Source organism: Leisingera sp. ABM4_060 (assembly GCF_056158765.1).
The window spans coordinates 2,929,931-2,954,959 of the sequence record NZ_JBSWTX010000001.1; the positions used below are offsets into that span (position 1 = coordinate 2,929,931).

Here is a 25,029-nt window from a genome sequence, read left to right on the forward strand (position 1 = left end):
ATAAGGCAATAGAACCATGCACAAGCTCATGATGCGGCTGGCCAAGGCCATGGCCTACCTGGGCGGTGCGGTCCTCACTCTTCTGATCATTCTGACATGTGTCTCGATCGCCGGGCGTCTGCTGAACGGCGTCTTCCATGGCGATCTGATGGAGCGGATTGCACCTGGGTTTTCGAAATGGATGACGGGCTGGGTCGGCCCCGTGAACGGCGACTTTGAGCTGGTCGAGGCAGGTGTGGCCTTTGCCATCTTCGCGTTCCTGCCGCTGTGTCAGATCACCGCGGGCCATGCATCGGTGGATGTGGTGGCCAATGCCTTTCCGCGCGGGGTGAAACGGTTCCTGCGAATGGTGACCGAACTGGTGTTTGCGGCCGTTCTGGTGCTGATCGCCTGGCGGCTGGGGGCGGGGCTGGCCAGCAAATACGCCAATGGCGAGACCTCTTTCCTGCTCGAGTTCCCGGTCTGGTGGGCCTACGCCATCAGCATGGTGGCGGCGGTGGTGGCCGCCATTGTCGGCATCTACATGGGTGCGGTGCGCACCATTGAATTCTTTACCGGCCGCATCCTGGTTTGGGACGGCGTGGAGGGCGAAACGTGACGGCTCTTGAGATTGGCATCGCCTCCTTTCCGGTTCTGATGCTGCTTATTTTCCTGCGGGTCCCGATCGGGCTTTCAATGTTTCTGGTCGGGCTTGGCGGGCTGATCTGGGTGACCGATGGCACCCAGGTGGCGTTCGGACGGCTGAAAAGCGAGACCTATACGACCTTCTCCTCCTATTCGCTGACCATCGTGCCGATGTTCCTGCTGATGGGGCATTTCGCAACGCTGGGCGGCATGTCGACGGCGCTGTTCAAGGCTGCCGAAGGGTTCCTGGGGCACCGCAAGGGCGGCGTGGCGATGGCCTCCATCGGCGCTTGCGCAGGGTTTGGCGCAATCTGCGGCTCGTCTCTGGCCACCGCCGCCACCATGGGCCGCGTGGCGCTGCCAGAGCTGAAGCAATACGGCTACGCTGGCGGGTTTTCGACCGCGACGCTAGCGGCGGGCGGCACGCTGGGCATCCTGATCCCGCCCTCTGTGGTGCTGGTGATCTATGCCATCTTGACCGAGCAGAACATCGCCAAACTGTTCCTATCGGCCTTCATCCCCGGCCTGCTGGCGGCCCTGGGCTATGTGATTGCAATCTCTATCTACGTCCGCCTGTTCCCGGAAAGTGCGGGCACCCGCCCGCCGGTTCCGATGCGCGAACGCTTTGCAGCGCTGTTCCATGTCTGGCCCGTGCTGCTGGTCTTTGGCTTGGTGGTCGGCGGCATCTATCTCGGCTGGTTCACCCCGACCGAAGGCGCGGCCGTGGGTGCCTTCGGCACCGGGCTGATTGCCTGGCTGAACGGCGGGCTCACCCGCGAGACCCTGGGCGAGAGCTTCATGGTCACGGCGCGCTCCACCGCGATGATCTTCTTCATCGTGCTGGGGGCGGGTTTCTACAATGGCTTCCTGGCGCTGACCAAGGTGCCGCAGGAGTTGGCGGATTTCGTGGTCGGCCAGGGCCTCAGCCCCTGGGTGGTGCTGACGCTGATCCTGGCCTTCTACCTGGTGTTCGGCTGCCTGATGGACTCGCTGTCGATGATCCTGCTGACCATTCCGATTTTTTTCCCGGTGATCTCGGCGATGGATTTCGGCCTGCTGTCCCTGCCCGCAATGCAGGCGGATGCGGCAATGGAGGTGCTGAAGGCAGGTGTGCCCGAGGGGATGGGAGCAGAGATGCTCGCCTCAATACAGGATGCCATTGCGACCGGCGCGGAGCTCACCCGTGAGCAGATGAAGGAACTGGGCATCCGGGTGACCGAAGGCCGGGTGAACCGGATCGAGGCGGAATATGTCGCGATCTGGTTCGGAGTCCTTGTGCTGATCGTGGTGGAGGTCGGCCTGATCACCCCGCCAGTGGGGATGAACCTGTTCATCATCAATGCGATGGACCGCAAGACCAAGATGATCGACACCTATAAGGCGGTGATGTTCTTTGTCGCCTCCGACATCATCCGGGTGATCATCCTTGTGGCTTTCCCGGTGATCACACTGCTGCCCTTGATGCTGACGCAGTAATAAATGCGGCCCCTTTCCGGCGTGCCGGGGAGGGGCTGCTTACGGACAATGCAGAATATCGAAATATTTCGTGACATGAGCCAGGATTGACCTGAATCACCTTTCCGGGTTCCGCTGGCCGGAATGTGCCGCAGCAAACTGGGGAGACCCGCCATGCAGATCAGCCGCAGCAAATCCACCGCGCCCAAGGTCAAGGCCCTGGCAACCGAAGTGTCTGAGTTGCAGGGGCCTTGCGTCGGCTGCACCAATTGCGTCGGCCTGTGCGACGCGCTGATCGACACCCTGGTGCTTCCCGACCTGATCCTGTCGCGCAAGCGCAGCAATACCTGACGCAGCGGCCCTGGCCGCCTTTGCCGTTTGATGCTGCCGGCCCGCACCGGTAGGATACCCGCGCAAGCTTTACGCGGAGCGGTCAACAATGGCAGAGCAGGACAGTTTCATCCACGAAATCCGCGTGGGCTGGGGCGATTGCGATCCGGCCCGGATAGCCTATACCGGACGGCTGCCCACCTTTGCGCTGGAGGCGATAGACGCCTGGTGGGAACACCACCTGAATGGTGACGGCTGGTTCCAAATGGAGCTCGACCGCGGCACCGGCACGCCTTTTGTGCACATAAGCATAGACTTCCGCTCGCCCGTAACACCCCGGCACCGGCTGATGTGCGAGGTCTGGCCCTCTGCGTTGGGAAAAAAATCGGTGACGTTCCGAGTGAACGGGCGGCAGGATGGCAACTTGTGTTTTGAAGGCAAATTCGTTTGCGTTTTCATCGCGCCTGAAACCTTCACCGCCAGGCCTGCACCGGAAGATTACCGGCAAGTGATCGAAGCGCAGCTGCGGCCAGAATAACCCGTTCTTTTTTGTTTGGCATTTGACCATCATACCACAGAATTGATCGCGACCTGCCCCCCCGCAAAATCCCTCACGATGAAGTAGAGTCTGCCCAACCTATATGCAGGAGCAGACGAATGCGTAAGAGCCGTTTCATCGAGGCGCAAATCATCCGCTGCCCGGCAGGCGATTGCGCAGCAATGTCCCGAGAGGGGGTGCCGGCCCCAAGACGGTCCGGCGCGAACGCGCCCGCCCGGCATCCTGAGATCCGCCAGGAGATGAAGGAGATCGCTGGCAAACGCCGCCGGTTCGGCTGCCGGCGGATCGGCCTGCTGCTTGAGCGAAAAGGCATGATCGTGAACCACAAAAAGCTTTACCGCCTCTACCGGGAGGAGGGCCTTGCAGTGAAACGGCGGCGGGGCCGCAAACGCGCCCGGGGCTCGAGAACGCCGATGCCCGAAGCCACACAGCCCAACCAGCGCCCCCTCTCGGCAGATTTGCTTCGCAAATCGCCTGCCGGGCAATGGGAACCCTGGACTTCCTGGCAGACAGCTTCGGCGCGTCGCGGAAGCTCCGCATCCTGGCCGTGAATGACGGCTGCTGCCGGGAAAACCTGTGCCGGGCGGCAGACACCAGCATTTCAGGTGAGCGCGTTGCCCGGGAGCTGGACGCGCTCGTCCGGATCTGCGGAGAACCTGCTTGCATTGTCAGTGATCGAGCCATTGAGGCGCCATTGGTTCGAGCCCAAGGGCGAGGGGCACGGAATTCACCAGCCGGGCAATCCTGAGATGGGCCGGCAGGAACGGCGTGGATCGGCCTTGCATCGGCCCAGGAAAACCGCAGCAGAATGCCTTTATCGAGTCATTCAACGGCAGCCTGCGGGACGAGCCTCTCAATGAAGAGCTGTTCGGCACCCTGGACGATGCCCGCCGCAAGCTGGCGCTGTGGCGCTACGATTACAACAACGCCAGGCCGCATCTTCGCTGGGGAACAGAACGCCAAAGCAAGCGCGGCAGGCGCTTGAGCTATTTGAGGGCTCCGCGCTTGCCAAACCCGAAACCGACGACTACCAAAATCAAACCCCCAAACTCTCGTCATGAGCGAGGGACCAGCGGGGGGCAGGTCAATGGTCTAGAGCCTTACGAAAACTCCGGCCCAGAAAAATTGGACTTTTCCGGTGCCCTGCCTCAGACCGGCTCGCGCAGCCAGCCGGCCGCGCAGGTGGCGCTGCTGACACCGGCAAACCGCGCCACCCGGTCCAGCTCCGCTTCCAGCCGCTTGACGCGGGCTCCAGACCATTTCACACCCCGCTCCGGCCAGACCGCAGCGACACGCAGGATGCCTGCGTCGCGGTCGGCCTTCATGTCGATACGCCCCGCCAGCCGGGCGCCTTCCAACAGCGGAAAGACGTAATAGCCGTACTGGCGCTTGGGGGCCGGTGTGAAGACCTCGATCCGGTAGTGAAACCCAAACAGCCGTTCGGCGCGATTGCGGTCGCGCAGGGCCGGGTCAAAGGGGCTGAGCACCCGCATCCGCCCCGGAGCCTGCCCCAGCTCCCCTGCGGCCTCCACCGTGCCAGGACGGGCGAATACCTTGCGCAGCTTGCCATCCGCCTGCTCGATTTCAATCTCCTCCAGCTCACCCCGGCGCAGCTGTTCGGCGCACCACGCCTTGGCCTCAGCCGCGGAAGCCGTATCCCAAAAGGCGGCCAGTTCGCCGGATGTGGCAAAGCCCAGCCGGTCCAGCGCCGCAGAACACAGCCAACCGACCGTCGCCTGCGCATCGCAGGGCATAGCGCCAGGGCAAAGTTGCGCGTCAATCACCCGCTCAGTGAGGTCATAGCGTTTCTGAAACCCCTCGCGCCCCACTACGGTCAGCGCGCCGGAGCGCCAGAGATACTCCAGCGCGGTCTTGGACGGATGCCAATCCCACCAGCCGCCGGAACCTTTCTTCTCATCCTTGCCAACATCGGAGGAACTGACCGGCCCGTGATCGCGGACATGGGTCAGAACGGTCTCGAACTGTGCCTCAAAACCGTCGCGCCGCCAGTTGCGCCAGCGTTTGCGCAGCTGCTCGGTATCGCGCTGAAACCGCAGGTGCCAATGCGGATAAAACGCCATCGGGATCATCGCGGCGTCATGGGTCCAATGCTCAAACAGCCCGCGATCCCGTTCATAGAGCTGTTTCAAATGCCTGGAGCGGTATCCCGGCCGGCGTGAATAAAGGATCACGTCATGAGCGCGCGCCACTGTGTTGATACTGTCGAGCTGCACAAATCCCAGCCGCTGGATCAGCGCCAGCAGATCTGCCCCCTTAGCCGGGCCCGCCGGCTGTTCTAGCAGGGCGTGGCGGTCCAGGAACAGCCGCCGCGCGGTCTGGTTGTCCAGTCGCTGAACCGCCATCAGCGGCGTTTCAGCGTATCGCCATAGGAAATGGTCGGGGTCAGCGTTACATGCTGCTCAAGCTCGGCGTCCGGGTCTTCCAGCTGGGCCGCGATGATCTCAGCAGCCTTTCTGCCGATCTCCTGCCTGCAGGCGTCCATAGTGGCAAGCTTGCGCGGCAAGCCCTGAAGCAGCTCAACCCCGTTAAACCCAGCCAGGCCGATCTGGCCAGGAACATCAATTCCTTTCTCCAGCAGGTACAAAAGCCCGCCCGCGCCGATCATGTCATTGGAGAAATAGAGGAAATCCAGCTCCGGCGAGCGCTCCAGCATGGCCTGGGTCATCTCTCGCCCCTTGGCCAGCGCCGAGCCGCCGGAGTAAAACTCGCGATCCTCGATCTCGACCCCTTCCTTGGCCAGCGCCTCGGTAAAGCCTTCAAAACGCTTCCGGGCCCGGTGGTCCAGCGGCATCTTGGTGCCCATGAAGCCGATGTGCTGATACCCCGCCTTCAGAATCGCCTTTGCCATTTCCCGGCCGGCCCGGCGGTGCGAGATGCCCACCATCGAGTCCACGGGCTTGCCATCCGTATCCATGATTTCGACAACCGGGATGCCGGCATTGTTCAGCATTGCACGGGCGGCGTCCGTGTGCTCAAGCCCCGCGATGATCACGCCGGAGGGCCGCCACGAGAGCATCTCGTAGAGCACCTTTTCTTCTTTCTCCGGCTTGTAGTCAGTGACGCCGACCACCGGTTGCAGCTCGGTGTTTTCCAGCACCTTGTTGACGCCGGTCAGCACCTCGGGAAACACCATGTTCGAAAGTGACGGGATGATCACCGCCACCAGGTTCACCCGGTTCGAGGCCAGCGCGCCGGCGATCTTGTTGGGCACGTAGCCCAGCTCCTTGGCGGCGGTCAGCACCTTGGTGCGGGTTTTCTCCGACACGTCCCCGCGGTTGCGCAGCACGCGGCTCACTGTCATTTCGGAAACACCGGTTGCTTCGGATACATCACGAAGGGTAAGCGGGCGCTTGCTGTCCGTTGTCACGTTCCTGAGCCTCTTGTTTGTGCTGCCTGCAACGTTAGCGCAGACAGAGGATGCTGCACAATGGAAACTGAGCGCGGCAAAACGGCTTTCGCCTGCACCCATCCCATTGTGATCGCAGGAAGGATTTGCTATCGCGTTAAAATGCGCGGCCCCGTGGCTCAACTGGATAGAGCAGCCCCCTCCTAAGGGGCAGGTTGCAGGTTCGAATCCTGCCGGGGTCGCCAAAAACACCTGAAAAATATGGCTTATTTTCAGCTTGTTGTGCAGAAGCGTGCAGGAACGCCCGTTTCGTTTTCCGCCGAATTCTCCGAAAACGACCGAAATCTCGTACAAAACCTGTACAAAATTCGCACGTCCGTGCGGCTTTTGGGGCGATCCGATGAGCTGGCGGGTGGCAAACGCTTGTGCTGAGCGCAAATTCGGGAGTGCGACGCGCAAGCAGATCATCATGTTTCTGGCGGACAAGGCCTCGGATGACGGCTCGGGCATCTGGTGTTCGAAGGGGACGATCCAGCGGCACACCGAGCTCGGTGAGACAACCGTCAAACGCACGATCCGGGAATTCCTGAAGGAAGGCATCCTGGTCGAGACCGGCGCGCGGGGGTGCAAGAACGGTTTCACTGTCGTCTATCGGATCGATCTGACCCGGATCGAGGCTTTGGAACTGACCGCAGAACCCGATATCGAGACGGGGGCCACTGTGGACCCCGTCCAGACTGGACCCGGAACGGGGGCCACAGTGGCCGGGGTACCGGGGCCACCACGGCCCCCAAACCATCCTAAAACCATCCATAAACCACCTACGCGCGAGCGCGTGGCAGCAGAGGAGGAAGAAGCTGAGAAGGTGTTGGCTGCCTATCCGCCCGACCGTTTGCGCGGGAAGGCTGAGTGCCTGGGTCGGATCAGGGACATCCTGAATGCTGGGACGGAGGCCGAGGTCCTGCTGCAAGCCGTGAAGGCCTACGCAACCGAAAGCGCGGGTTTCACACGGTCGAAGGTCTGTTTCTCGGACAACTGGTTCAAGTCGGAACGATGGCGGAGCTACGTCGAGGACATCGCCAAGAACCGAGAAGAGTCAAAAGCCAAGGAAGACGAGATGCTGGCGGGCTTGGCGATTTGGGTTACCGACAAGCACCCTCTCTGCCGCCATATCACACCCGGCCAGATCGATGCGCTCTTGGCCGCAGAGCTGGTCACGCAGGCGCAAATCCAGGCGGCGGGCCTCAGATGATGAGCATCTCCGATTCCACCGAAGCGCAAACAGCAAGGCGACCCATGTCATACGGCTGCGCCGAAGACACGGGACCTTGCGAGGGGCGGCACGCCTCCCCTTCGAACCCCACCGGCGCGGGCAAAGCCCCCGCCGAAGAGCCGCTGACCGAGACCTTCGTCTTCCGCTGTACCGCGTCCGAGAAGGCCCAGCTGCGCGCCAAGGCCGCGGCGGCTGGCCTGCCTGCCTCGACGCTTTTGCGCGAGGCGCTTGGCCTGACCGAGGCCCGTCGACGCAAGCCTATCCCACGCGTCGATCCAGCGCTGGTGCTGGCCGTCGGGCGCATCGGTGGCAACCTCAACCAGATCGCCCGCTGGCTGAACCACGCCATGATGGTCGGGCGCACCGACCTCGACACGCTGACGGTCGCGCGCCGCCTCTTGGTGATCGAACGCCAGCTCGCAGCACTCCTCGATGAGGCGCGGCAGTGCTGATCAAGTTCTTCCCCAACGGCAAAGGCGCGGGCGCGGGGCCGGTCCACTATCTCGTGGCCGAGCGCGTCTTGGCCTATGACGGCAACCGCGACCTGATCCGCGATGCCGATGGCCAGCCCAAGACTGTCATGCGCGATCCACTGCCCGAGGTTCTGCGCGGCAATCCGGAGCGCACCGAGGCCCTGATCGACGCGAGCCGCCACCAGTGGACCTACCGCGCGGGCGTGATCAGCTTTGCCGACAGCGATAACCCGACCGAAGATCAGCAAGCCGAGGTCATGGATGGGTTCGAGCGGCTGGTCTTCGCGGGGCTGGACCCTGAGCAGTATGAGGTGCTCTGGGTCCGCCATCGCCACGAAGGCCGGGTCGAGCTGCACTTCTGCACGCCGCGCCTGGAACTGACGACGGGCAAGAGCCTCAACATCGCACCACCGGGCTACCAGGACGCCTATGACAGCCTGCGGGACGTGATGAACCAGCGCCATGGCTGGGCCGACCCGATGGATGTGGAACGGGCGCAGGAGGTCCGAAACACCGTCGAGGCCCCAACCCGCGCGCAGGGCCGTGACGAGCTCCATGCGTGGATACAGGACCAGATCGACATTGGTCTGATCTCAGACCGCGCAACCATGATCGACGCCCTCACCGAAGCGGGCTTCGACCTGCCGCGCACCGGCAAGGCCTACATCACCGCCCGCGACCCCGACACGGGCGAGCGCTGGCGGCTGAAAGGAGAAATTTTCCATGAAGACTGGCAAGCCGACCCGGCTGAGCGAGAAGCTGAACGCGGAGCTCGACACGATGCGGGCCGAACACGTCGCCTCGATCTCGTCCCAGCTCAAGAGCTTCAGGATCGATTTGAAGAACATTGTGGGCGCCGCGCAGCATACCATCGCGAGCGATACGCGCCGCTTTCAGACCGAGACCGCGAGCTTGTTCGAGACGCGGCTGAGGTCGATCCGTCTCTGGCTGACGATCTCGCCCTGGCTAATCGCGGCGATGGTGCTGACGGGGATCGCCTTGATGATGGCCGCGAGCTTCTTCTGGACGGCGCATCTGAGCCGCTCGGAGCTGACGGAGATGGGCCTTACACGGATCGAACGACCCGAGGGGACCTGGCTAATCCTGGACCCGTCGAAGACGCGGCTCAGGACCTGCACGATGGGCGAGCGCCACGTCACCTGTATTCGGATCGAGGAGGACTAGATGACCCAACTGACAGCCTTGGAACGCGACTTGCTCGCCTGCGTCGAGCGGTTGGTGACGGCCTCAGAGGCATCCGCGAGGGATTTGACCGCCTTGGAGACACGCTCGACCGGCAGGATCGAGAAGGAACTGGCTGGCTTGAAAGACTGCGTGGCCTTGCTCATTCGGTCTCAAGCCGCATCCATGAAGGCCTTGAACGGATTGCTGAACGACGAGGCGAGCTACAAGACGCTGAACGAGAACTTGCAGCAGAGCTTGACCTTAGCGAAGGCCGCCGCCGAGAGATTGAGGGACAGCTAGACAGCCAGGAGGCGCATGCGGAGCGGGGGTTGACGCATTGAAGGTGTAAGGCCACAGGACTGTAGTCTGTTGAAGCCGTGTTTGACTACCGTGGGAAAGCTGGAGATGGTGCAGATCGGCTTTCATTCAGACGACTCCGAATTTCGCAAACCCATCCATGCCGGAAACTAAGTTTGACGTAATTCTGCTGCGTTGCCGCGAACGATATCGAAACGTTGCCGAGTCTTCTGTTTCATTTCTTGAAGTTTAGCTTCTCGGGGACGTACAGCTGAAATTCTGGTTTCAATGAATTCAAAAAACGTCTCGTCGTCAGATGCTTGCAAGTGGCCAACGGCATCCCTAACCAAAGAAAGATAGACTGCCGTATCACGTTCAGGATCAACAGACATCGCAGCCATTAAGTGACGCACAATGCTCACGTGGCGTTCAATACGTTCGCTCTCACTTTCTAAGCTCTCGTCGCTCGTTGTATCTGCAGCGGGCATGCCGATGTATCTAATAACCAAACTAAAGAGCTGCAGTGATTGATACAAATCTGTGAAGCGGCTATATGGGGCGTTTAGGTCATCAAGCGTTCGCCGGATATCGATTTGTATCTTTTCTGTTTCCTCCTTCGCTCGCGAAATCTCCTTCCTTTCCTCTGCGATTTCGCTCATCTCACTCCAGATTGGGAAAGCTAGAACCAAAAACCCAACCGTAGCAACCAGAGCTACAGCACCAATAGAAAAACCAAGAAAATTCAACAGGTCACCAGGCTGCACAGACAACGCAGCACTGCCACGTATCTGTAAACTCACTGCTGCACTTGACATCAACAGAGCGGCAACCGCCAAAAGCCATAGTACGGGAACTTGCCAGCCACGCAGTTTCTTCTTGGACATTTCACTCACCCTTTTGCGTGAATTCTTCTTTCACGAATTCGACGAGTTTAGTGCCTCTGAAACGCGCTTTTCGCTCTATTGGAATGTTAGCCTCTGATCCGCTAGGAGAGTATCCTCGCGATGAAGTCTGAGCATTTGTGAAAATCCTTACCTTTAGGTCTTCCAACAAACCGTTATCATTCAAGTAGTCGACCAGGCGGTAGCCGGTTTCAAAACCTCCCTCGGTCGGGTATTTTTCTAAGGTTAAACCGGGATCCATCATCAGATCTACTAGTACACCGATAATATTGGATTTTTCTTCCTTGATGACCTCAATGGCTTTGTCGACACTGGGCTCGACTTGTACAGCTATTCCATTTTCCCTTAATCTGGACACTGCATGGTCTAGCAGTTGATGATCGTCGTCGATCCAAAGTAAGAACCTTTTGTTACTCATTGTGTGGCTTTCTCTTTTGAGGTCCAAAACTTGGCTTCGGTGTATGTCCCTTCTAACAACGCATCAGGAAAAAACATTGCAAAAACAGTAGGTTTGGCATGCGACTCAATCCAGATCTCAGCCTGGTGATCATTAAGTATTTGCCTTACTATTGACAGGCCCAAGCCTACGCCAAACGCTCCGACCGACTTTTCTGACTTGCCACGATACCCCGGTTGAAAAATACTCTCGCTTTCCAGTTCTGAAACGCCAACACCATTGTCTGAAACAAGAAACTTGACCCCAGTGTAGTGCAGCTTGGCGTCGATTTCGCTCGAAATTGGCAACCGTTTGGCTTCGTCAACGGATACTTTTTCCGCCCATACACTGACAGAAAACTCCTGCTGACAGCTTGGATCGTGGTACTTAATCGCATTGGTCAGAAGGTTTACCATAACTTGCATTAAGGCCCCACTATCCATGAATAGAGAAGGTAACTCCTCTGAAATAGAAATATTGCTTGCGTTAAGGCCGTACTTTTTTGCTTGAATTGAACAAATCTGCTTTGCGCGACGCGCTAGGTCTCTCAGATTGACCAGTTCGGGTTTGTATCGCTCAGCTGCAGGAATTGGTTCTACATTCTGCATGTAGGCGAGGGATTCAGACATTGTCATTACGTATTCGGCAGAATCCAGAATGTCTTGAAGTTCTCGTTGTTGCATGCGGACAGGCATTGAACGAACACGTTGCAGTACTTCCAGCTGTCGAAGCGCTGTTTCGTAAATTAATACAAGAGGCATCTGCAGTTCATGCCCAAGGATTTGAACTCGCTGCGCCAGAAGCTCATAGTCTCTCTTTGAAAACTCGATCTGTTCGCTTCCTAACAACAGTTATTCCCTAAGCTATTCGGAGGGCGCACTTGGCTGTCAGACTAATGCAGAGTTGGAACAGGGATGCAATCCCGATGTGCCATCGTGAAAACTCTGAATGATTGGCGATACCCACTCGTATTGCTCTGCAGTTTCGGACGATCAAGTAGGCCCTAGTCCTTCGCTTTCGCCCCGGCCCAATTCTGCGCTGTGCAAAGTCCCATCTACTAAGTTACGCTGCCACAAGCGGCTCAATGTCAGACACGTCAATCTCCTTGACCGCCTGCACCATGTCGTAGTTCGTCTGCAAGTTCACCCAGTAAGCCGGGGTCGTGTTGAACACACGCGCGAGGCGCAACGCCGTATCAGGCGTGATCCCGGTCGTGCCCTTGATCAACCGCTCGATCCTCGTCCGAGGAACACCCAGACGCCGCGCAAACGCGATGGCCCCCATCTCAAGGGGGTCGAGGTAAAGCTCCTTCAGGACTTCACCGGGGTGCATCGGGTCTTCAAGCATGCTCATCAGCGTATCCTCTCAATGGTAGTCCACAATTTCGACATCGGCGGGGCCGTTCGGCGTCCAGACAAAGCAGATGCGCCATTGCCCGTTAATCCGCACGGAGTGTTGCCCGGCCCGATCCCCCTTCAGTTCTTCCAGGTGGTTGCCGGGCGGGAACCGCAAATCCTCGACAACGACTGCAGCGTCTAGCGCCGAAAGCATCGCCCGCGTGCGCTTCACCAAGTCACCCGGGAAGCCTTTGCCGTACTTGCCCTTCACAGCGTTGGCGGCGAGTTTGCCCTTGGTGCTTTGGATCATAGTCGGCGTGTATCACTAAGTGATACAAGTGTCAATATGTGATACATTTTCACTCCTGCTCCGCTCAGCGAAGCAGCTATCCAGCAACGTCTCTGTTGGCACTTCTTCAACGGAAAAGTGCCGGTTATGTGGGCCACCCCGGATAGCTGGTGATCTTTACACCTTTTGGAAGAACGATGCGTCCTCATATCTCTTGATGAAGTCCGATTGTAGCTGCGAAGATGCTTTCGCAAGAAGAACCTTGGCGCGTGATTTATCAATGTTCTCGTGCACTTCCCGAGCCTTCGAAATGATCTTCTTAAACGCGGTTTCGTCCATGCGGTTGCCAAGTTTAACACCGAGGATTGTTGGAAAAATGCTCTCAAAACTGTCCTGAACCGCCTTTGCAGAGGGGACGGATGCAAGAAAGTGAAGAACGAATTCAGGGCGCATCATGTACCTAGTACCGTTCTCGGCGACTAATTGACCAGTTGCACCTTGAACACGAGTTTGCTGAGTGAGCCACCAGGTTTTGAACCCATATGGATTTCCACCGCTTCGCTCACTTTGTGACTTTCTGACCTGATAGACCCGAAGAATGGTAAGAGCCGCGTTGCGGCAGAGAATTTCTTCGCTTGCACTGTCTCGATTAAAGTTGTTCCGGCTCCCCTTAATCTTTTGTGTCAGCGCTTCAAGTTTCTCTTCTTCGATACCCTTGAGCATTTCGTCTTCAGTCTCAAACTTGAACCCGAATTCGTTCACAAGATACTCCCGCAGCTCATCTCTTCCGGCGTCTCTTGCAATCTCGGCCACGGAGATGAATTGACCCAGGTAGTTGCCCCAAGTAAGCGGGCCCTTCTTCTGCGCGGACCTTTCAAGTTTAGCGTAGAAAAAGGCGCGGATCAGAATGCGATCAATCTGCTTTGCCAATTCGAAAGTCATATAATTTTGGACATCTTGATAGTTATTCACAAACTCAAGGTGGGACGTTCTTAGGTGATGCCAGACTTCGTCCAGAGTCTTGTCGGTCAGAATCAGTTTTGACCCGGCTGCTTTGAGTAGCCGCAGCGCGTTCTTTGTCATCTGATCATCTTTCGGCAACATGTGCTCGGAAAGAGATCGAACCACCAGATCGGCCCCAACATACAAATTGAAGTTGGAGCTCATGCTTCGGAAATACTCGACCACACGCGGCTCATTTTTGAGCATGAAAAGCAACACATACGTTCGCGATAGTTTCCGGAGGTATCGGCGCTCGACCTTTGAACTATTGTAGTACGTTCCCCGCAAGATCGACAAACACAGCTGTGCCAACAATCCCGCGTCAGCGCCCGACATTCCTCGGTCGGAGATAGCCTGATCCAATGTGTCATTAATGGACGGGAGATCGCTGTCGCTTCCATCTTCGCTCTCTAAGAACATCGCCATCTCAAGGCCTTGCGCGTGAAACGAACGGTGGATCACGTCATGGCAGGTTTCGACTGCCAATTCGATCAATGAAGAGTTGTCGCTTGCGGTGGATACATCTGTCGAAGCCCGGTTGCGAAAGACCTCACTCACCTCAAGCTTGAGAGCTTCGTCGTCCACGTTTTCTTCGGTAATCTTCTTGCGCGTCTCGTAAGGCAGACAGTAGCCCTTGTTCTTTCTGTGGAAGTTGACTTTTCGGCCGCCGTCACCTTTCGAGACCAACTGATCCAGTCGGTGTTGCAGCACTCCCTTTATGAAAGTCTTCGCGGTTGGGAGCGCATCGATAACTTTTGCCTCGATTTCCTCGATGGTTAGGAACTTGTCTTTTGATGGATCGGTACCTTCGAGGGACCACAAAATTAAGCTGTCTGATACTGCTTCAAGGAGATCACTTTTCCCACGGCGACGATCCAACTCCTGGCCGAGGAAAACACACAGCGTTTTTGCCGGAAGACCCTGAGATAACTGCAGAGTGTCCGCAGTGCCTATACCTCCCAAATAGGACGCTGCACCCGCGACGTACGCTTTGTATGACTGCAATGCGCCAGGCGTGGCATTGATCTGGTGCTGGAAGTAATGCGCCTCGCGAATTACAATTCTGCAGTCGAGCTCATCGCTCAATTCTTCCTGCAGCTGATCGATCAAGGTCAGCTTGCGACTGGTAGCATATATCAGGCTGCGCGGATCGCGCCCAAACTCCCGGAGCCGCCTGACGGTTTGCCGGATTTTCGCCTTGGGCTCACCAGTTATAGATGCTTGCATAAATTTCTGTGTGCCTACTGTTTCATACACACGGTCATCTAAAGCGCCATCTGCGCCACCGTCATGGAAGCCACCCATTGGCACATAGTCAGCACCCAACGTCGCAGCAAAAAAACCTTGCGCGAAGTTCTCGAAGTCTGTTCCCCCTACTCTGGATAGGGCGATTTCAATTACCCGCGGATCGACCGTATCCAATTCAATGACCTCCAGCATCTGGTGCATCTAAAGTAGACACAGCACCATATATATAGGCAGAAATCAAGAATTTGACACGTCGCAAAAACTGGTTGGTCTAGTTGAATCGCGCAGCCCGCTATGAAGCTGTTAACGAAAAGCGTAGCTGCGGTGACTGGTCAGTGATTTTCAAAAGATGGTGCCAAATATCTTATCCGATGTTCATTGCTTGAAGCAAAAATCCCGGTGCCAAGAAACGAATTCAGCCCTTGGGCGATTTGCATCTCGCGAAGGGACCAGGAGCTTGCCGGTAGAGTTGACCATGGCTCTCACCGCCTCGGGGTCGTTGCTCTGACGCGAAATCATTATTGAAAGGTCATCTGCGATGCCTACTAGGCCCCGATCAAACATCCAGTGTGCCGTTCCCGACAAGGCGAGCCCATTACTAACAATGTCTGGTCCTTCGTGCTCGACCGGCCTAATGTGCGCAGCCTCAACTTCAGCACGCCCACCACCGTTGATCAATCGCAAACCCGTAACAGCGCAGCGCTCGCCATATGCTCGCAGCACGTTCTTGCGGAAGTTCCGGTCCCGCACTGCCCTGCTGGTAAGCTGATTGACGCGCTCACGCGCTGGCATGTGTTCGAAGGGCGCTTGCTCATCTTGAAAGCCCTTGGCAGCCGCAAGGTCTCCTACACGGGGTAGAATGCCGTCCTCAGCGTCTAACCCACGCTCGATAATCCGGGCGAAGTCTTCATTGGATAGCGTTCTGACAGCTGCTTGTGCGCGGCCAGATATGCGGCCTTCATCGTTCAAGAGGCCTCTCTCAACGATATTCTCAGTATCGCGGAAGGGCACTGGATCACCGAAATCGAGATACGTTCCAGGCTGGATCACGGCCAAGTACATTTCAGATTTCCGAGGGTCAGAGATGATCTCTTGCACCTTTGCGACTGCGAAGTACCCCTTTGTGTCTTTCACCTTTCTCGGCTCAAGATAGACGACCCAGTCGCCTTCGCATTGTTGAGCGCGGGACAAGTATTGGCGCGGGAACTGATACCGTTCGGAGGGAACGTCATCGTAGATCGAGTCACTGCGGTGAATGAACACTCCGAAGGCCATTCAGGTAAGGCCCTTTCGCTGCGCGCGAGCATTGTGCGTCAGTCGCTGTGCGGCCCGAGAGCCCATCATTGCAGTGTTGTCATTCACGCAGGAGCTTTCCAAGGCGTTGGTCGGCGAAGTGCAGGGTCAATGCTGATCCTGTCAGAACAGGCACAAGTAGTCCGGCAGCAGCTGCGAGGAGAATGAAGGCTCCAGAAGCCAGCGAGAATTCGCCGTTCTGACCGAATAGGTTCAGCCGCAGAAATCCGGCCAAGTACAGCGCGCTAGCACCGAGAAGTGCGAGGTGAACGGCCTCCAAAGGTTCGATCATATTGCGGCGTGCACGTTCCAGCGCAGCGCGGCGAAGTTTCTTCCATTGGTTGCTTGGTTTTTGCATTTGCCTACTCCCTTACGAGTTCGATCCAAGTGTGAACGTCATCATCCGTTACTTCCCGACCCTCGACATGCGACTGGTACCAACGCGCGACGATTGCCCCGCGCTTCTCACTTTTGATTTTGATGTTTTCTGCGTTCAGGTGCTGATCGAGCGAGGTCTCGATCTCCTTCAAAGCATTGAAATCGTGGCCTGCGCGTATCGCCTTCGTGCCTAATAGCAGCCACGGCACATCGACCTCGAATTGCTCACCAAAGGCCACCAACGCTTCAACTGGAATACCGCGCTGGCCCTTCTCGTAGCTATGATACGCCCGTGGTGACACACCAAGCGCTTCAGCCATCGCAGCTTGAGACAACCCTGCTTCGTTGCGCGCAATGGTTAGGCGCGCGCCCATCGAAGCAAACAATTCAGCGTCTTTCCGCGCCATTCGCAGTTTCCATTTGACGATGTCGTATTTTTTCGCAAACATTGCAAAAAATGACGAACTATTCCGGTTATTTCCATCTGACCACGTCAAATGGTGCTTAACAAGCGATTCCATGCGGCGTGCACTTTCAACTCAAGCGGACAAGGACGACTGAAATGACAGAGACCGACAAATCAGACAGCTCCCAAATCCTCGGCCTTGGGAAAAAGCCTTCCGAATGGGTCGAGCTGATGGCGGATATGGGCATCGACATTTCTGAGCGAACCCTGCGGGAGCGAGCAAACGAGACTGGTGCATTCTACCGCCTTGGGCGGACAATGCTGATCACACCGGCGCAGATCGACAAGATTTTTGAAGGAGGCCAGGCATGCCGCTCGAAATCTACAAGAGGGGCCGAGTTTACTGGGCGAAAGGTTGGGTCGAGTACAACGGCAGGCGCATCGCAGGCCCATACCGGCGAAGCACTAAGGCATCTACAGAAGCAGGCGCACGGGACTGGGTAGCCCGCGAAACAGAGGCGCAGATTCACCGATACGTTTTCGGGGATGAACCGCGCATGACCTTCTCTGACGCGATATTGATCTACAAAGCATCCCCGAAAGCGGCAAAACAGCTCATGCCAATCGTCGAAGAGATTGGCGATCTGCCTCTGTCCGCGATCTCAGGCAGGATGCTTAAGGAGCTAGGGCCAAAGTTAAAGCCAGATGCTTGCACAGACACATGGTGGCGGGAAATTGTGACGCCCGCCTGTGCGGTGATCAACAATGCCCATGATTTGAAGAATACGCCAATGATCCGCGTAAAGGCATACGACAACTTTGAGCGGATCGCTCAAGACAAACGACGAAATAAACCGAGTCGTGTGGAGCGAAAACCAGCGGACAAGGAATGGATCGATGCGTTTTGCCGAGCCGCCGATCCCTACAACGCCGCTTTGGTCCGCTTCATGTTCGAAACAGCGGCGCGGATCGATCAGGCCGTCTCAATTGAGCCTGACGATCTGCGGCCCGCTGAGAACAAAGTCAGAGTCAAAGCACAGAAGGGTCATCCCGAAGGCTGGATCACTGTCTCGCCTCAGATGATGGACGAGCTCCTAGCATTGCCGCCAAAGCGCCCCAAGAACCGCAAAACCGGCAAGTTCATGAAGCCGCGTGTGTTCGGCTATGGTAGCTCCACAGGTTACAACACGCGCTGGAAGACGATCTGCAAGAGTGCAGGCATCCCGTACCTCTCAGCGCACCCAGCAGGGCGGCACGGGTTCTTTACAGAATTGGTTGTGCGACAGGGGGTCGATCCAGTCACTGCGGCCAAGGCTGGCCGCTGGTCTGACCCCAATTTGCCCATGCGTATCTACGCCCACGCAGAGACAGATGAGGCCGATGTGAGGGCCCGTTTTCGTACAAATTACGTACAAGCGGACGCTGTACAAACACCCAAGAGTAAGAAATCAAAGAAGGAATAGCGCTATGAACGGTTCCCTCCTAAGGGGCAGGTTGCAGGTTCGAATCCTGCCGGGGTCGCCAGACACAATCAATCCAGTTAAGTTATTGATAAATAAATGTATGGGCGGAGAAACTTCGCGCCCCACACACCTCCCCCACACGCCTCCCCCACACACTTGATGGCAGCTTGCTTCTTGACCGTCACGTGATGTCCACTACCTAGGAAGGGGCGCTAGGCCCCCGCCAAATGAACCTCAAACGACCCGATAGACCGACCGCTCTGAGATACCTAGGAGCTGGGCAATCTGGCGTTTCGTGTTCCCGTCAAGCAAGGAGGCAGACGATGCGGAGAAGCCGTTTCAGCGAAGAACAGATCATTGGCATCCTGAAGGAGCACCAAGCCGGAATGCCGACTTTATGTCGATGGGGCGCAAACCTGTTCGGCCAGGGAACAGAAAATCCGATCTCTCGCCGTTTTGTTCAAAGAGATGCTTCAACCGCGAAAGAACGGGGGCAAGCAAGTCAGTTGAACGGCACATTCCGTTCTTCGTCTCTTCTACAATGACTTGGCCTGTCTCAAGGTTCACCCTGCTCCAGTCCAGCCCAAGGATCTCCTGCCGACGCAAACCTGTCGTTAGAGCGATCAGAACTATCGTCTCTAAGAACGGGTTTTCACTCTCGGCGCATGCGTTGAGAAGTGCCTCTCGCTTTGCCGCGTCCAGGAATCTCACCCTGCCCTGCGTCTCCTTCAGTTTCTTGATCCGCTTCATTGGATTTTGTTCCAGCCAGCCATACTCTCGTACAGTCACTTCGAGTACATGATGGAGCTTGGCCCAATAGCGATTTACAGTCGCATTCGTAACTTTGCCTCCCTGCCGACCACGATGTTCCGAGATAGACATTCTCGCCTTCAGAAGCCGGTCAGTGGTAATCTCCGAAAGCTTCAGGTCTCCAAGCAAGTTCTTCCAAACACCAAATTGCTGGTTCTGATCTTTGGCCGGCTTCTTGTCGGGCAAAACTTCCAGAACGTAACGGTCGATCACGTCCGCCAACGTGTGTTTCTTTGCCTCTGATCCAATAGGAACCTTGCCAGCATCAATCCCTGCCTCGATATGCCTGGCCCAAGCCTCAGCATCACTTTTCCGGTCAAAATAGGAAGACTGCTGCTCGTAGCCTCGCGGCGAACCTGGGTCCGCCAATGAACACCTTTGGCACTTTGAACAGACGCCAAACCCGCCACCCCATTGGCAATGTTGGTTGTGGCCCAGTTTAGTAGGTTTTCGGCGAGTTTTGCACTGATTTTGCACCAAACCCGGCGCTCCAGGCGGAATGCTGATACGCCTAGGTGGCATCTATTTGATTTTTGTCAGGTGACACGATAGTTGTCCATTGCGATCTCAGCAACGTATTGAAATCATTAGATAGACATGTTCTCGCGTGACAAGCAACTGCCCATTGTTGACAGAAATGTTGTCCATTGCTTCCGAACAAAATGAACCAGTCGCAATGAAAAAGCACCGCTGGTGAAGCGGTGCTTTCCCGATTTAGACGTTGGCGTAAGACTACTGCATCGAAAATACAGGCAGTGCCAGCAGAGCTACGACGGCCCAGAGCTGTACGGCAAAGTAAACGGAAATAAGGAAGATCCCCAAGAAGATCGCTACACCGGCTGCCACCCCAGATACCCTTCCCTTTCTTGTCACACCAGGGACGATACTGCCAAAGATCCAGCTTGCGAGTGCAACCACCCCAACAACAGACATTCCGAGCCCAAAAATTAGGGCCCTGACATCCGCTGTGGCGTCATAAGTGTGAAGGCCAAGCATCCCGATGCCGAACCATCTCCAAACCTTCCAAAGCTCATCCGTAAACTTTCGAGTGGCTGCCGCTCCAGCCGTGAGTGCTTCCCAAAATCTCTCGCTCATCACTTTGCCCTGTTTTTGACTGACGAATCTCGTTCACGCGAAGGAGAATGCGTCGGCCTGCCAACATGATCAGGTGGGTGGACAGCTTCTCTGAGGTAGATCTTGCTCAAATGGCTTGGGAAGCCAAGCGGATAGATGCCCTGCCTCTCCAACCTGCGGGCAACGTGGTTGGCTTGAATTCCTGCCTCGGCAGCCAGCGAGCCGAGCGACACATATTTGCCGGCGAACCGGTCAATTTCCGTGAAAGCGAACAATCGACAATGCTGACGGCGGCTCGGGCGCCAACACTGAGTTCCCAACAAATACCCTTCGCGCACAAGCCACGCCACTGTTGAGGCGTTCAATTTCAGGGCAGCCCTTGCTTGTGAGAGCGTCAGTTGTCCTTCTGGGGGCCAAATCTCAGGACCAAAAACGATGCGGCGCAGTTCGTCCCGACTTACAATCAAGTCGTACATATTTTCGCTGCCAGGCAGTTGGCCAACAAACTCGATTTTTTGCTGAGCCAGCATCTCAATGATCATCTCAGACGGAAGTGACACGGCACCTGCGGCAGCGGCAATAGGTGAGCATCTAGGCGGGAGGCTTTGCAGCATTTGTACCCGGCGGAAAACAGCTTCACGCAAGCTATCAAGCTCGCCCACATCAAAGATTTCCGCCACGTTTTCCATTCTCACGACGGAGCGAACCAAATCAATGCGCTTAAAGCGGTCGAACATCTCCCCCGAAACACCAAGCCGCTTAGCAGCCTGTACCCGTGGTAAATGCGAACTGATCCCTGACAGCAGCGTATCTACGTCTTCGACCGCGAGAGATCTGCTGTTTCCTGTCATCTTTTTCAGAATTCGCTCCGCCCGGGAGATATTTAGCCCGTATTCGGTTGCGGCGCTGCTTACAGTATGAAATTTGCGCTCCTTGCAGTTTCGCCCATAAATAGTTTCCCCTTCCGGTATCGGATGATGGTTGAAAACAAACTCGGCCGCTTCGTCGAGAATACTTTCATAGCGCAGGTCCGCTTTTACCTTTTCGAGCCAGCGCCCGAAAATTCCAAACGCAGCGTAGTGGCCAGAACGATCAGAAGCGCGTTCTTCCCATATCTCGGTGAGCAAAGGCTCCAATCCTTTATCCGAGCGAAAGAGACTATGAAACGCGGCTTCGGTCGCAATTGATAGTTCACCCTCATCAAGCCGACTAGGAGACGCTTGAGCACCGAAGGTCAACGCTGCGCCAGCCTTTTCACAAAGTAACGCAACAACACTGGTTTCGAGCTGATCCAGCCAGTGGCCGGTTCGTCGCCCTGCCAACCGGCGTAGTAGCCATGTCTCAAAGTCAGCTGAACGGGTTTCGGCCCCCTCCGCCGCGCTTTGAATGACTTGGAATTGGTCTTCAATGATCTGCGCGAAATCCACAGTGTAACGCAACGCTGATCCAGACGGCAAACCCAGGATTGGTACATTGTGTTCCGGGCAAGTTCGGAACTGAGCTAGCTGCCAGTGTGCCCTGCTGTGGCGAGCAAGCCGCCCACCCTGTTCATAATCGTTGACGATGCAACGCGGACAGAGACGCACGTAGCTCCGGTTCTTTACAGGTCGATCAAGAAGGTGGCCGCGAAACTCAAAACGCCTCTCAGGACGAGGCAAAAAGGCTTCACGTACGAGCTGGGATCCATCTGCTCCGACAATTCTCGCAAAGTGCTCAATTGCGGATTTGCGGCCCCGATTTATATTGGTCCAGTTGGCCCCGAGATCGCTCACCAAATCAGAAACTGGGGCAATTCCATGTTTCATTGCGATGCGGGAGGCCAAGCTAAGCGCGGGCTCGTACGGGAACGCAGGCAGTGTCAATTGAAGCGGTGTCATGGCTCTTTGCTTCATGTGCCCAACCCCTTGGCATCATCCTGAGGTTCTCGTCCAAGCAGCAGCAAGCGGGCATTGATGGATGTATAGTCTTCGCGCAGGAATGGGTTGAAATCCGCAACGCAACCTGACCGCTGTGCAAAAGCCTGCACAAAACAGGACGCACCCAGTTCATTTGTCCCGGCACGCATGGCGATTTCCAAAGCAGATAAAAGCAATTCAACAGTCAAGCCGAACTCACCATCTGCGGCATGTATCAGCCGCCTCACAAATTGCCCGTCTTGCAAATCGCTGCCGACTGAAAGATCGCCAGCTTCAGCGTAACTGACCACCATTTTCCTAATAGGTGATCCGTCCTGAGCAGGGTCGAGCTTTGTGAACTGAACAGGCGTGAAGCGCCGAGCCAACTGCGGGTCTTTGTTAATCAAGTCACACAACTGCGGCATGCCGCTCAAGATCGTGCTGACCGGCCAGTTTGGGTTGTTCATCAACGCCTTCAGCGTATTAATGACGGCCTGAATTTCGCGTGGGTTCTGGTTAACACAAAAATCCTGAGCCTCATCAAAATGCAGCACGAGAGTTTGACGCAGGTGTAGATTCCTCTGAACCAAATCCCAGATGATCGCTGAAGTCCGGTCTCTCCGCAGAGGGTATCCCAACACATTCAAGCAGGCGAGACCGACAAATTTGACGCTGGCAGGCGAAGGAACGCTCAAGCTGACGGCTTCCGCTTTTTCCACGCCCGGCTGCAAAGTTTGCAAATTCGGGTGAGTAGCAAACAAACGCCTCACTGCCGTGGTCTTTCCCGATCCCGAGTCACCTATCACTGCAATACCAGGGGTTTCCTTTTGCGTACCGAGCTCCAGATCGGCACGACGACGATTGAGCAATCTAGTGAAAGCGCTTTGCAGTTCACGATAGTTCCGGTGAGCGAAAAAGCGTGCGCGAAGTGTGGCAAGTCTTCGGTCGATGTCATCGACGCCGATACCGGCCGTCAAGGAGGTGCCCTTACTCATCATCGAACCCCCACTCACTGCCGTCGGAGTCTGAAATGGATTCATCCGGTTCGTCCGCATCGCCGGCAACAGCGTCCTCGGAAACCACCGGAGAGTTTGCATGACTATCAGGAAGCGTGATTTTCTGACCGAAAAAATCTTCTGCTGGAGTTTCAAGGATCGCGGGGCCAGTTCGAAAACAGGTGCCATTAAACAAATTGGCTTGGACAGCTTTGATCTGCTTATAGGATGGCTCCCCAGGCAAAACTGCTGAGCGGATGCGTGCGGCCTTGTCGGTCGCACAGATTTCTTGGATGGCCCGATCACGAATGGATTCCGTGAGTTCCGCCTCATGAGAAAAGCGCTGCTTAATTTCTCGGAACTGTGTGATCCATTCGTTCAAAGAAATGCCATACAAAGGCGTGGCAGAAAGTGCTTCAGCAGTCTCCCACCTTCCGTCAATCTCAATCGAAACCGCACCAATGTCCGCCGGGTCAGCTTTTACCCGCAGCGCAGCCCGCTTTCCACGCGCCCAATGCTGCCGCAGAGCACCACAAGAATAATGATGCGAAAACAGCTCAACACCCTTTTTCGACGGTTTGCGTGTGAATTCCACGCCTAGCGCTGCTCGCAATGTGTGGAGATCGGCGGGTTCTGTAACCGCGAATTGCTCCTCTAGTTCCCGCCATCGATTAGCTGGCGACTGACCATTCAAGCCACGATGTGGACGATTGTGATAATAGTCTACGACATAGAGCGACAGCACGCGCGTTAGATCCTCATCATCCAGCGCGGTACGCTGCTCAGTAGGATAGTCGCCCCTTGCCTGCGGGTTGTGAAACGTGCGGCCAGAAAGGTATGGCATCAGGTTCTGACTTAGATTTCCGAAGAACCTTTCTTGATGCGCCCGGAGTTCCGGGATTTTCACCGGCGGAAACAGCATCGTCGCGCCTATACTGTTCACCCCTGCCATAAAATCATTGGAAACAAACGCTGCCCCGGTGTCCGCGCACACAGTCGAAAACCCGGCACAAAACGACCAAGAACTTTTTGCCCCAAACGCGCGTGCAAAATCGGTCTTATCGACGGACGCCATGCGGAGAGACCTCATGGCCGCTTCTGCACTGGGGCTTTTGACAACTGCCAGAGCCAAGATGCAACGCGTCGCACTATCAATGACCGCATACAGATAGCGACGGCCCTTCGGGATGTTACAACGGATTTCAGCAGGAAGCGCACGCATCAAACCAATGCGCGAAAAGTAGCTCCAGAGATCGACCTCCCATTCATCAATCTCAATGCGCTCCCCAGGAAATTGTGCCATTTCCTGAATGCCGATGCCGCTGGAAGCAAACCGCCTCCGGGCGGCGTCAATACCTTCGCGCATGGCAACCATTTCAAACTGATCCAAGCTGGAAATGCGCCGCTCAATGGTGCGGATACTGGGGACCGGAAACACTGGCAGCCCTTTTTCAACCCTGGCTGAGCTGACACGTTTGAGCATGTGCCTGGTATTCGTTGCAACGGTTCGGGCGTCACTGCCACCCTCCTTTGCGAACTCACGAATACCTTGTTGGAGGAGCTCTTCTACCTCTGGTTCGAAATGGTTTGCCTCTTTGCCACGATGCCTCTTGCGGACCAAGACGCGCAAATCAAAGCCTGCGCTGACAAATTTGCGGTAGACCCGGCGAATAGAGCGGGTCGAAGGCGCTTGAGGAAGTTCGATGCGGTCACCAAATCTCGGCGCGCGATCAGGGAACTGCTGGTTTCTGAACGCTTCTGACAGCTTGGGAAGAACTTCGGCCAAGGCCGCTTCAAGCCCCTTATCGGTGAACGTAAGCCTGGATTCAGTTTCAAGTTCGTGGATGGCACAGAGAATCCGTCCCATGAAAACAACCTTTGCCCGCTCTTTAGGTTTGATGAGTGTAAGATCGCAATTATAGGTAGCCGGGCCCGTGC

The 25,029-nt window shown here is 56.4% G+C and carries 25 protein-coding genes, 1 tRNA gene and 2 pseudogenes; 11 read left to right on the forward strand and 17 right to left on the reverse strand.

The genetic code is table 11. The features are described 5' to 3' along the window. Positions 1-16: 16 nt before the first annotated feature. The 5 genes and pseudogenes from ACXAEH_RS13995 to ACXAEH_RS14015 form a co-directional block, all read left to right on the forward strand. On the forward strand, positions 17-598 hold the full coding sequence (locus ACXAEH_RS13995; RefSeq protein WP_475033617.1) for a TRAP transporter small permease: 582 nt from the start codon (positions 17-19) through the stop codon (positions 596-598). After that, the gene (locus ACXAEH_RS14000) at positions 595-2,100 is read left to right on the forward strand and encodes a TRAP transporter large permease (protein WP_475033618.1); all 1,506 of its coding nucleotides are present in this window, start codon (positions 595-597) and stop codon (positions 2,098-2,100) included. Before ACXAEH_RS13995 ends, ACXAEH_RS14000 begins: the two co-directional genes overlap by 4 nt. 153 nt (positions 2,101-2,253) lie before the next feature. Next, on the forward strand, positions 2,254-2,430 hold the full coding sequence (locus ACXAEH_RS14005; protein ID WP_475033619.1) for a hypothetical protein: 177 nt from the start codon (positions 2,254-2,256) through the stop codon (positions 2,428-2,430). Between the two features lie 88 nt (positions 2,431-2,518). Next, entirely contained in the window at positions 2,519-2,947 is a 429-nt protein-coding gene (locus tag ACXAEH_RS14010) for an acyl-CoA thioesterase (RefSeq protein WP_475033621.1), read from the forward strand. 196 nt (positions 2,948-3,143) lie between these two features. After that, positions 3,144-4,029 (forward strand): annotated as a pseudogene (locus ACXAEH_RS14015) (IS3 family transposase); the annotation flags it as partial. 87 nt (positions 4,030-4,116) lie between these two features. On the opposite strand, the gene ACXAEH_RS14020 reads toward ACXAEH_RS14015, so the two are convergent. Together ACXAEH_RS14020 and ACXAEH_RS14025 are read right to left on the reverse strand one after the other, a co-directional pair. After that, positions 4,117-5,331, reverse strand: a complete 1,215-nt coding sequence (locus ACXAEH_RS14020; RefSeq protein ID WP_475033622.1) for a winged helix-turn-helix domain-containing protein — start codon at positions 5,329-5,331, stop codon at positions 4,117-4,119. Beyond that, the gene (locus ACXAEH_RS14025; protein WP_475033623.1) at positions 5,331-6,356 is read right to left on the reverse strand and encodes a LacI family DNA-binding transcriptional regulator; all 1,026 of its coding nucleotides are present in this window, start codon (positions 6,354-6,356) and stop codon (positions 5,331-5,333) included. The genes ACXAEH_RS14020 and ACXAEH_RS14025 overlap by 1 nt, the downstream gene beginning before the upstream one ends. A gap of 147 nt (positions 6,357-6,503) precedes the next feature. Here ACXAEH_RS14025 and ACXAEH_RS14030 point away from each other — a divergent pair. The 4 genes from ACXAEH_RS14030 to ACXAEH_RS14045 all read left to right on the forward strand — a co-directional run bounded on the left by ACXAEH_RS14030 (position 6,504) and on the right by ACXAEH_RS14045 (position 9,607). After that, a tRNA-Arg gene (locus ACXAEH_RS14030) sits at positions 6,504-6,580 on the forward strand. Between the two features lie 155 nt (positions 6,581-6,735). Next, the gene (locus ACXAEH_RS14035; RefSeq protein WP_475033624.1) at positions 6,736-7,587 is read left to right on the forward strand and encodes a hypothetical protein; all 852 of its coding nucleotides are present in this window, start codon (positions 6,736-6,738) and stop codon (positions 7,585-7,587) included. Then, entirely contained in the window at positions 7,587-8,060 is a 474-nt protein-coding gene (locus ACXAEH_RS14040) for a plasmid mobilization protein (protein WP_475033626.1), read from the forward strand. The genes ACXAEH_RS14035 and ACXAEH_RS14040 overlap by 1 nt, the downstream gene beginning before the upstream one ends. Then, positions 8,054-9,607: a relaxase family protein gene (locus ACXAEH_RS14045; RefSeq protein WP_475033627.1), complete on the forward strand. Its 1,554-nt coding sequence runs from the start codon at positions 8,054-8,056 to the stop codon at positions 9,605-9,607. The genes ACXAEH_RS14040 and ACXAEH_RS14045 overlap by 7 nt, the downstream gene beginning before the upstream one ends. A gap of 126 nt (positions 9,608-9,733) precedes the next feature. Here ACXAEH_RS14045 and ACXAEH_RS14050 read toward each other — a convergent pair whose 3' ends face one another. From ACXAEH_RS14050 to ACXAEH_RS14090, 9 genes are all read right to left on the reverse strand, one after another. Beyond that, positions 9,734-10,447: a hypothetical protein gene (locus ACXAEH_RS14050; protein ID WP_475033628.1), complete on the reverse strand. Its 714-nt coding sequence runs from the start codon at positions 10,445-10,447 to the stop codon at positions 9,734-9,736. 1 nt (position 10,448) lies between these two features. Then, a complete protein-coding gene (locus ACXAEH_RS14055; protein ID WP_475033629.1) occupies positions 10,449-10,883 on the reverse strand; it encodes a response regulator in 435 nt (144 codons plus the stop codon). Further along, on the reverse strand, positions 10,880-11,749 hold the full coding sequence (locus tag ACXAEH_RS14060; protein WP_475033631.1) for a sensor histidine kinase: 870 nt from the start codon (positions 11,747-11,749) through the stop codon (positions 10,880-10,882). The genes ACXAEH_RS14055 and ACXAEH_RS14060 overlap by 4 nt, the downstream gene beginning before the upstream one ends. A gap of 214 nt (positions 11,750-11,963) precedes the next feature. Next, positions 11,964-12,254 carry a HigA family addiction module antitoxin gene (locus tag ACXAEH_RS14065; RefSeq protein WP_475033633.1) on the reverse strand — a complete coding sequence of 97 codons (291 nt, stop codon included), beginning with the start codon at positions 12,252-12,254 and terminating at the stop codon, positions 11,964-11,966. A 12-nt stretch (positions 12,255-12,266) separates the two neighbouring features. Beyond that, positions 12,267-12,548, reverse strand: a complete 282-nt coding sequence (locus tag ACXAEH_RS14070; RefSeq protein ID WP_072780005.1) for a type II toxin-antitoxin system RelE/ParE family toxin — start codon at positions 12,546-12,548, stop codon at positions 12,267-12,269. Positions 12,549-12,704: 156 nt separating this feature from the next. Further along, positions 12,705-14,978, reverse strand: coding sequence for a hypothetical protein (locus tag ACXAEH_RS14075; RefSeq protein WP_475033635.1), 2,274 nt, complete (start codon positions 14,976-14,978; stop codon positions 12,705-12,707). 174 nt (positions 14,979-15,152) lie between these two features. After that, positions 15,153-16,052 (reverse strand): HNH endonuclease, encoded by a 900-nt coding sequence (locus tag ACXAEH_RS14080; protein WP_475033637.1) that lies wholly within the window; start codon positions 16,050-16,052, stop codon positions 15,153-15,155. A 79-nt stretch (positions 16,053-16,131) separates the two neighbouring features. Next, positions 16,132-16,428 carry a hypothetical protein gene (locus tag ACXAEH_RS14085; RefSeq protein ID WP_475033639.1) on the reverse strand — a complete coding sequence of 99 codons (297 nt, stop codon included), beginning with the start codon at positions 16,426-16,428 and terminating at the stop codon, positions 16,132-16,134. A gap of 4 nt (positions 16,429-16,432) precedes the next feature. Continuing rightward, entirely contained in the window at positions 16,433-16,969 is a 537-nt protein-coding gene (locus tag ACXAEH_RS14090) for a helix-turn-helix domain-containing protein (RefSeq protein WP_475033641.1), read from the reverse strand. 41 nt (positions 16,970-17,010) lie between these two features. On the opposite strand from ACXAEH_RS14090, the gene ACXAEH_RS14095 reads away from it, so the two are divergent. Together ACXAEH_RS14095 and ACXAEH_RS14100 are read left to right on the forward strand one after the other, a co-directional pair. Then, the gene (locus tag ACXAEH_RS14095) at positions 17,011-17,358 is read left to right on the forward strand and encodes a DNA-binding domain-containing protein (RefSeq protein WP_475033643.1); all 348 of its coding nucleotides are present in this window, start codon (positions 17,011-17,013) and stop codon (positions 17,356-17,358) included. Positions 17,359-17,411: 53 nt separating this feature from the next. Continuing rightward, entirely contained in the window at positions 17,412-18,317 is a 906-nt protein-coding gene (locus ACXAEH_RS14100; protein WP_475033645.1) for a tyrosine-type recombinase/integrase, read from the forward strand. Positions 18,318-18,551: 234 nt separating this feature from the next. On the opposite strand, the gene ACXAEH_RS14105 is transcribed toward ACXAEH_RS14100, so the two are convergent. The 6 genes and pseudogenes from ACXAEH_RS14105 to ACXAEH_RS14130 all read right to left on the reverse strand — a co-directional run bounded on the left by ACXAEH_RS14105 (position 18,552) and on the right by ACXAEH_RS14130 (position 24,958). Further along, complete coding sequence (locus tag ACXAEH_RS14105; RefSeq protein WP_475035584.1) at positions 18,552-18,629, reverse strand: helix-turn-helix domain-containing protein; 78 nt, start codon at positions 18,627-18,629, stop codon at positions 18,552-18,554. Between the two features lie 114 nt (positions 18,630-18,743). Further along, positions 18,744-19,649: pseudogene (locus tag ACXAEH_RS14110) on the reverse strand (tyrosine-type recombinase/integrase); the annotation flags it as partial. A 210-nt stretch (positions 19,650-19,859) separates the two neighbouring features. Then, entirely contained in the window at positions 19,860-20,222 is a 363-nt protein-coding gene (locus ACXAEH_RS14115) for a hypothetical protein (RefSeq protein WP_475030617.1), read from the reverse strand. Further along, positions 20,222-22,078: a TniQ family protein gene (locus ACXAEH_RS14120; RefSeq protein ID WP_475033647.1), complete on the reverse strand. Its 1,857-nt coding sequence runs from the start codon at positions 22,076-22,078 to the stop codon at positions 20,222-20,224. Before ACXAEH_RS14120 ends, ACXAEH_RS14115 begins: the two co-directional genes overlap by 1 nt. An 11-nt stretch (positions 22,079-22,089) precedes the next feature. Continuing rightward, entirely contained in the window at positions 22,090-23,091 is a 1,002-nt protein-coding gene (locus ACXAEH_RS14125) for a TniB family NTP-binding protein (RefSeq protein WP_475033648.1), read from the reverse strand. Then, the gene (locus ACXAEH_RS14130; protein ID WP_475033649.1) at positions 23,084-24,958 is read right to left on the reverse strand and encodes a hypothetical protein; all 1,875 of its coding nucleotides are present in this window, start codon (positions 24,956-24,958) and stop codon (positions 23,084-23,086) included. Before ACXAEH_RS14130 ends, ACXAEH_RS14125 begins: the two co-directional genes overlap by 8 nt. Positions 24,959-25,029 lie beyond the last annotated feature (71 nt).

Excerpts from the sequence above, each read along its gene's own strand:
- ACXAEH_RS14115 (WP_475030617.1), bottom strand. The coding sequence starts at position 20,222 with ATGAGCGAGAGATTTTGGGAAGCACTCACGGCTGGAGCGGCAGCCACT.
- ACXAEH_RS14090 (WP_475033641.1), bottom strand. The coding sequence starts at position 16,969 with ATGGAATCGCTTGTTAAGCACCATTTGACGTGGTCAGATGGAAATAAC.
- ACXAEH_RS14010 (WP_475033621.1), top strand. The coding sequence starts at position 2,519 with ATGGCAGAGCAGGACAGTTTCATCCACGAAATCCGCGTGGGCTGGGGC.
- ACXAEH_RS14055 (WP_475033629.1), bottom strand. The coding sequence starts at position 10,883 with ATGAGTAACAAAAGGTTCTTACTTTGGATCGACGACGATCATCAACTG.
- ACXAEH_RS13995 (WP_475033617.1), top strand. The coding sequence starts at position 17 with ATGCACAAGCTCATGATGCGGCTGGCCAAGGCCATGGCCTACCTGGGC.
- ACXAEH_RS14050 (WP_475033628.1), bottom strand. The coding sequence starts at position 10,447 with ATGTCCAAGAAGAAACTGCGTGGCTGGCAAGTTCCCGTACTATGGCTT.
- ACXAEH_RS14040 (WP_475033626.1), top strand. The coding sequence starts at position 7,587 with ATGAGCATCTCCGATTCCACCGAAGCGCAAACAGCAAGGCGACCCATG.
- ACXAEH_RS14095 (WP_475033643.1), top strand. The coding sequence starts at position 17,011 with ATGACAGAGACCGACAAATCAGACAGCTCCCAAATCCTCGGCCTTGGG.
- ACXAEH_RS14120 (WP_475033647.1), bottom strand. The coding sequence starts at position 22,078 with ATGACACCGCTTCAATTGACACTGCCTGCGTTCCCGTACGAGCCCGCG.
- ACXAEH_RS14100 (WP_475033645.1), top strand. The coding sequence starts at position 17,412 with ATGACCTTCTCTGACGCGATATTGATCTACAAAGCATCCCCGAAAGCG.
- ACXAEH_RS14085 (WP_475033639.1), bottom strand. The coding sequence starts at position 16,428 with ATGCAAAAACCAAGCAACCAATGGAAGAAACTTCGCCGCGCTGCGCTG.
- ACXAEH_RS14125 (WP_475033648.1), bottom strand. The coding sequence starts at position 23,091 with ATGAGTAAGGGCACCTCCTTGACGGCCGGTATCGGCGTCGATGACATC.
- ACXAEH_RS14020 (WP_475033622.1), bottom strand. The coding sequence starts at position 5,331 with ATGGCGGTTCAGCGACTGGACAACCAGACCGCGCGGCGGCTGTTCCTG.
- ACXAEH_RS14075 (WP_475033635.1), bottom strand. The coding sequence starts at position 14,978 with ATGCACCAGATGCTGGAGGTCATTGAATTGGATACGGTCGATCCGCGG.
- ACXAEH_RS14005 (WP_475033619.1), top strand. The coding sequence starts at position 2,254 with ATGCAGATCAGCCGCAGCAAATCCACCGCGCCCAAGGTCAAGGCCCTG.
- ACXAEH_RS14035 (WP_475033624.1), top strand. The coding sequence starts at position 6,736 with ATGAGCTGGCGGGTGGCAAACGCTTGTGCTGAGCGCAAATTCGGGAGT.
- ACXAEH_RS14080 (WP_475033637.1), bottom strand. The coding sequence starts at position 16,052 with ATGGCCTTCGGAGTGTTCATTCACCGCAGTGACTCGATCTACGATGAC.
- ACXAEH_RS14065 (WP_475033633.1), bottom strand. The coding sequence starts at position 12,254 with ATGAGCATGCTTGAAGACCCGATGCACCCCGGTGAAGTCCTGAAGGAG.
- ACXAEH_RS14070 (WP_072780005.1), bottom strand. The coding sequence starts at position 12,548 with ATGATCCAAAGCACCAAGGGCAAACTCGCCGCCAACGCTGTGAAGGGC.
- ACXAEH_RS14130 (WP_475033649.1), bottom strand. The coding sequence starts at position 24,958 with ATGGGACGGATTCTCTGTGCCATCCACGAACTTGAAACTGAATCCAGG.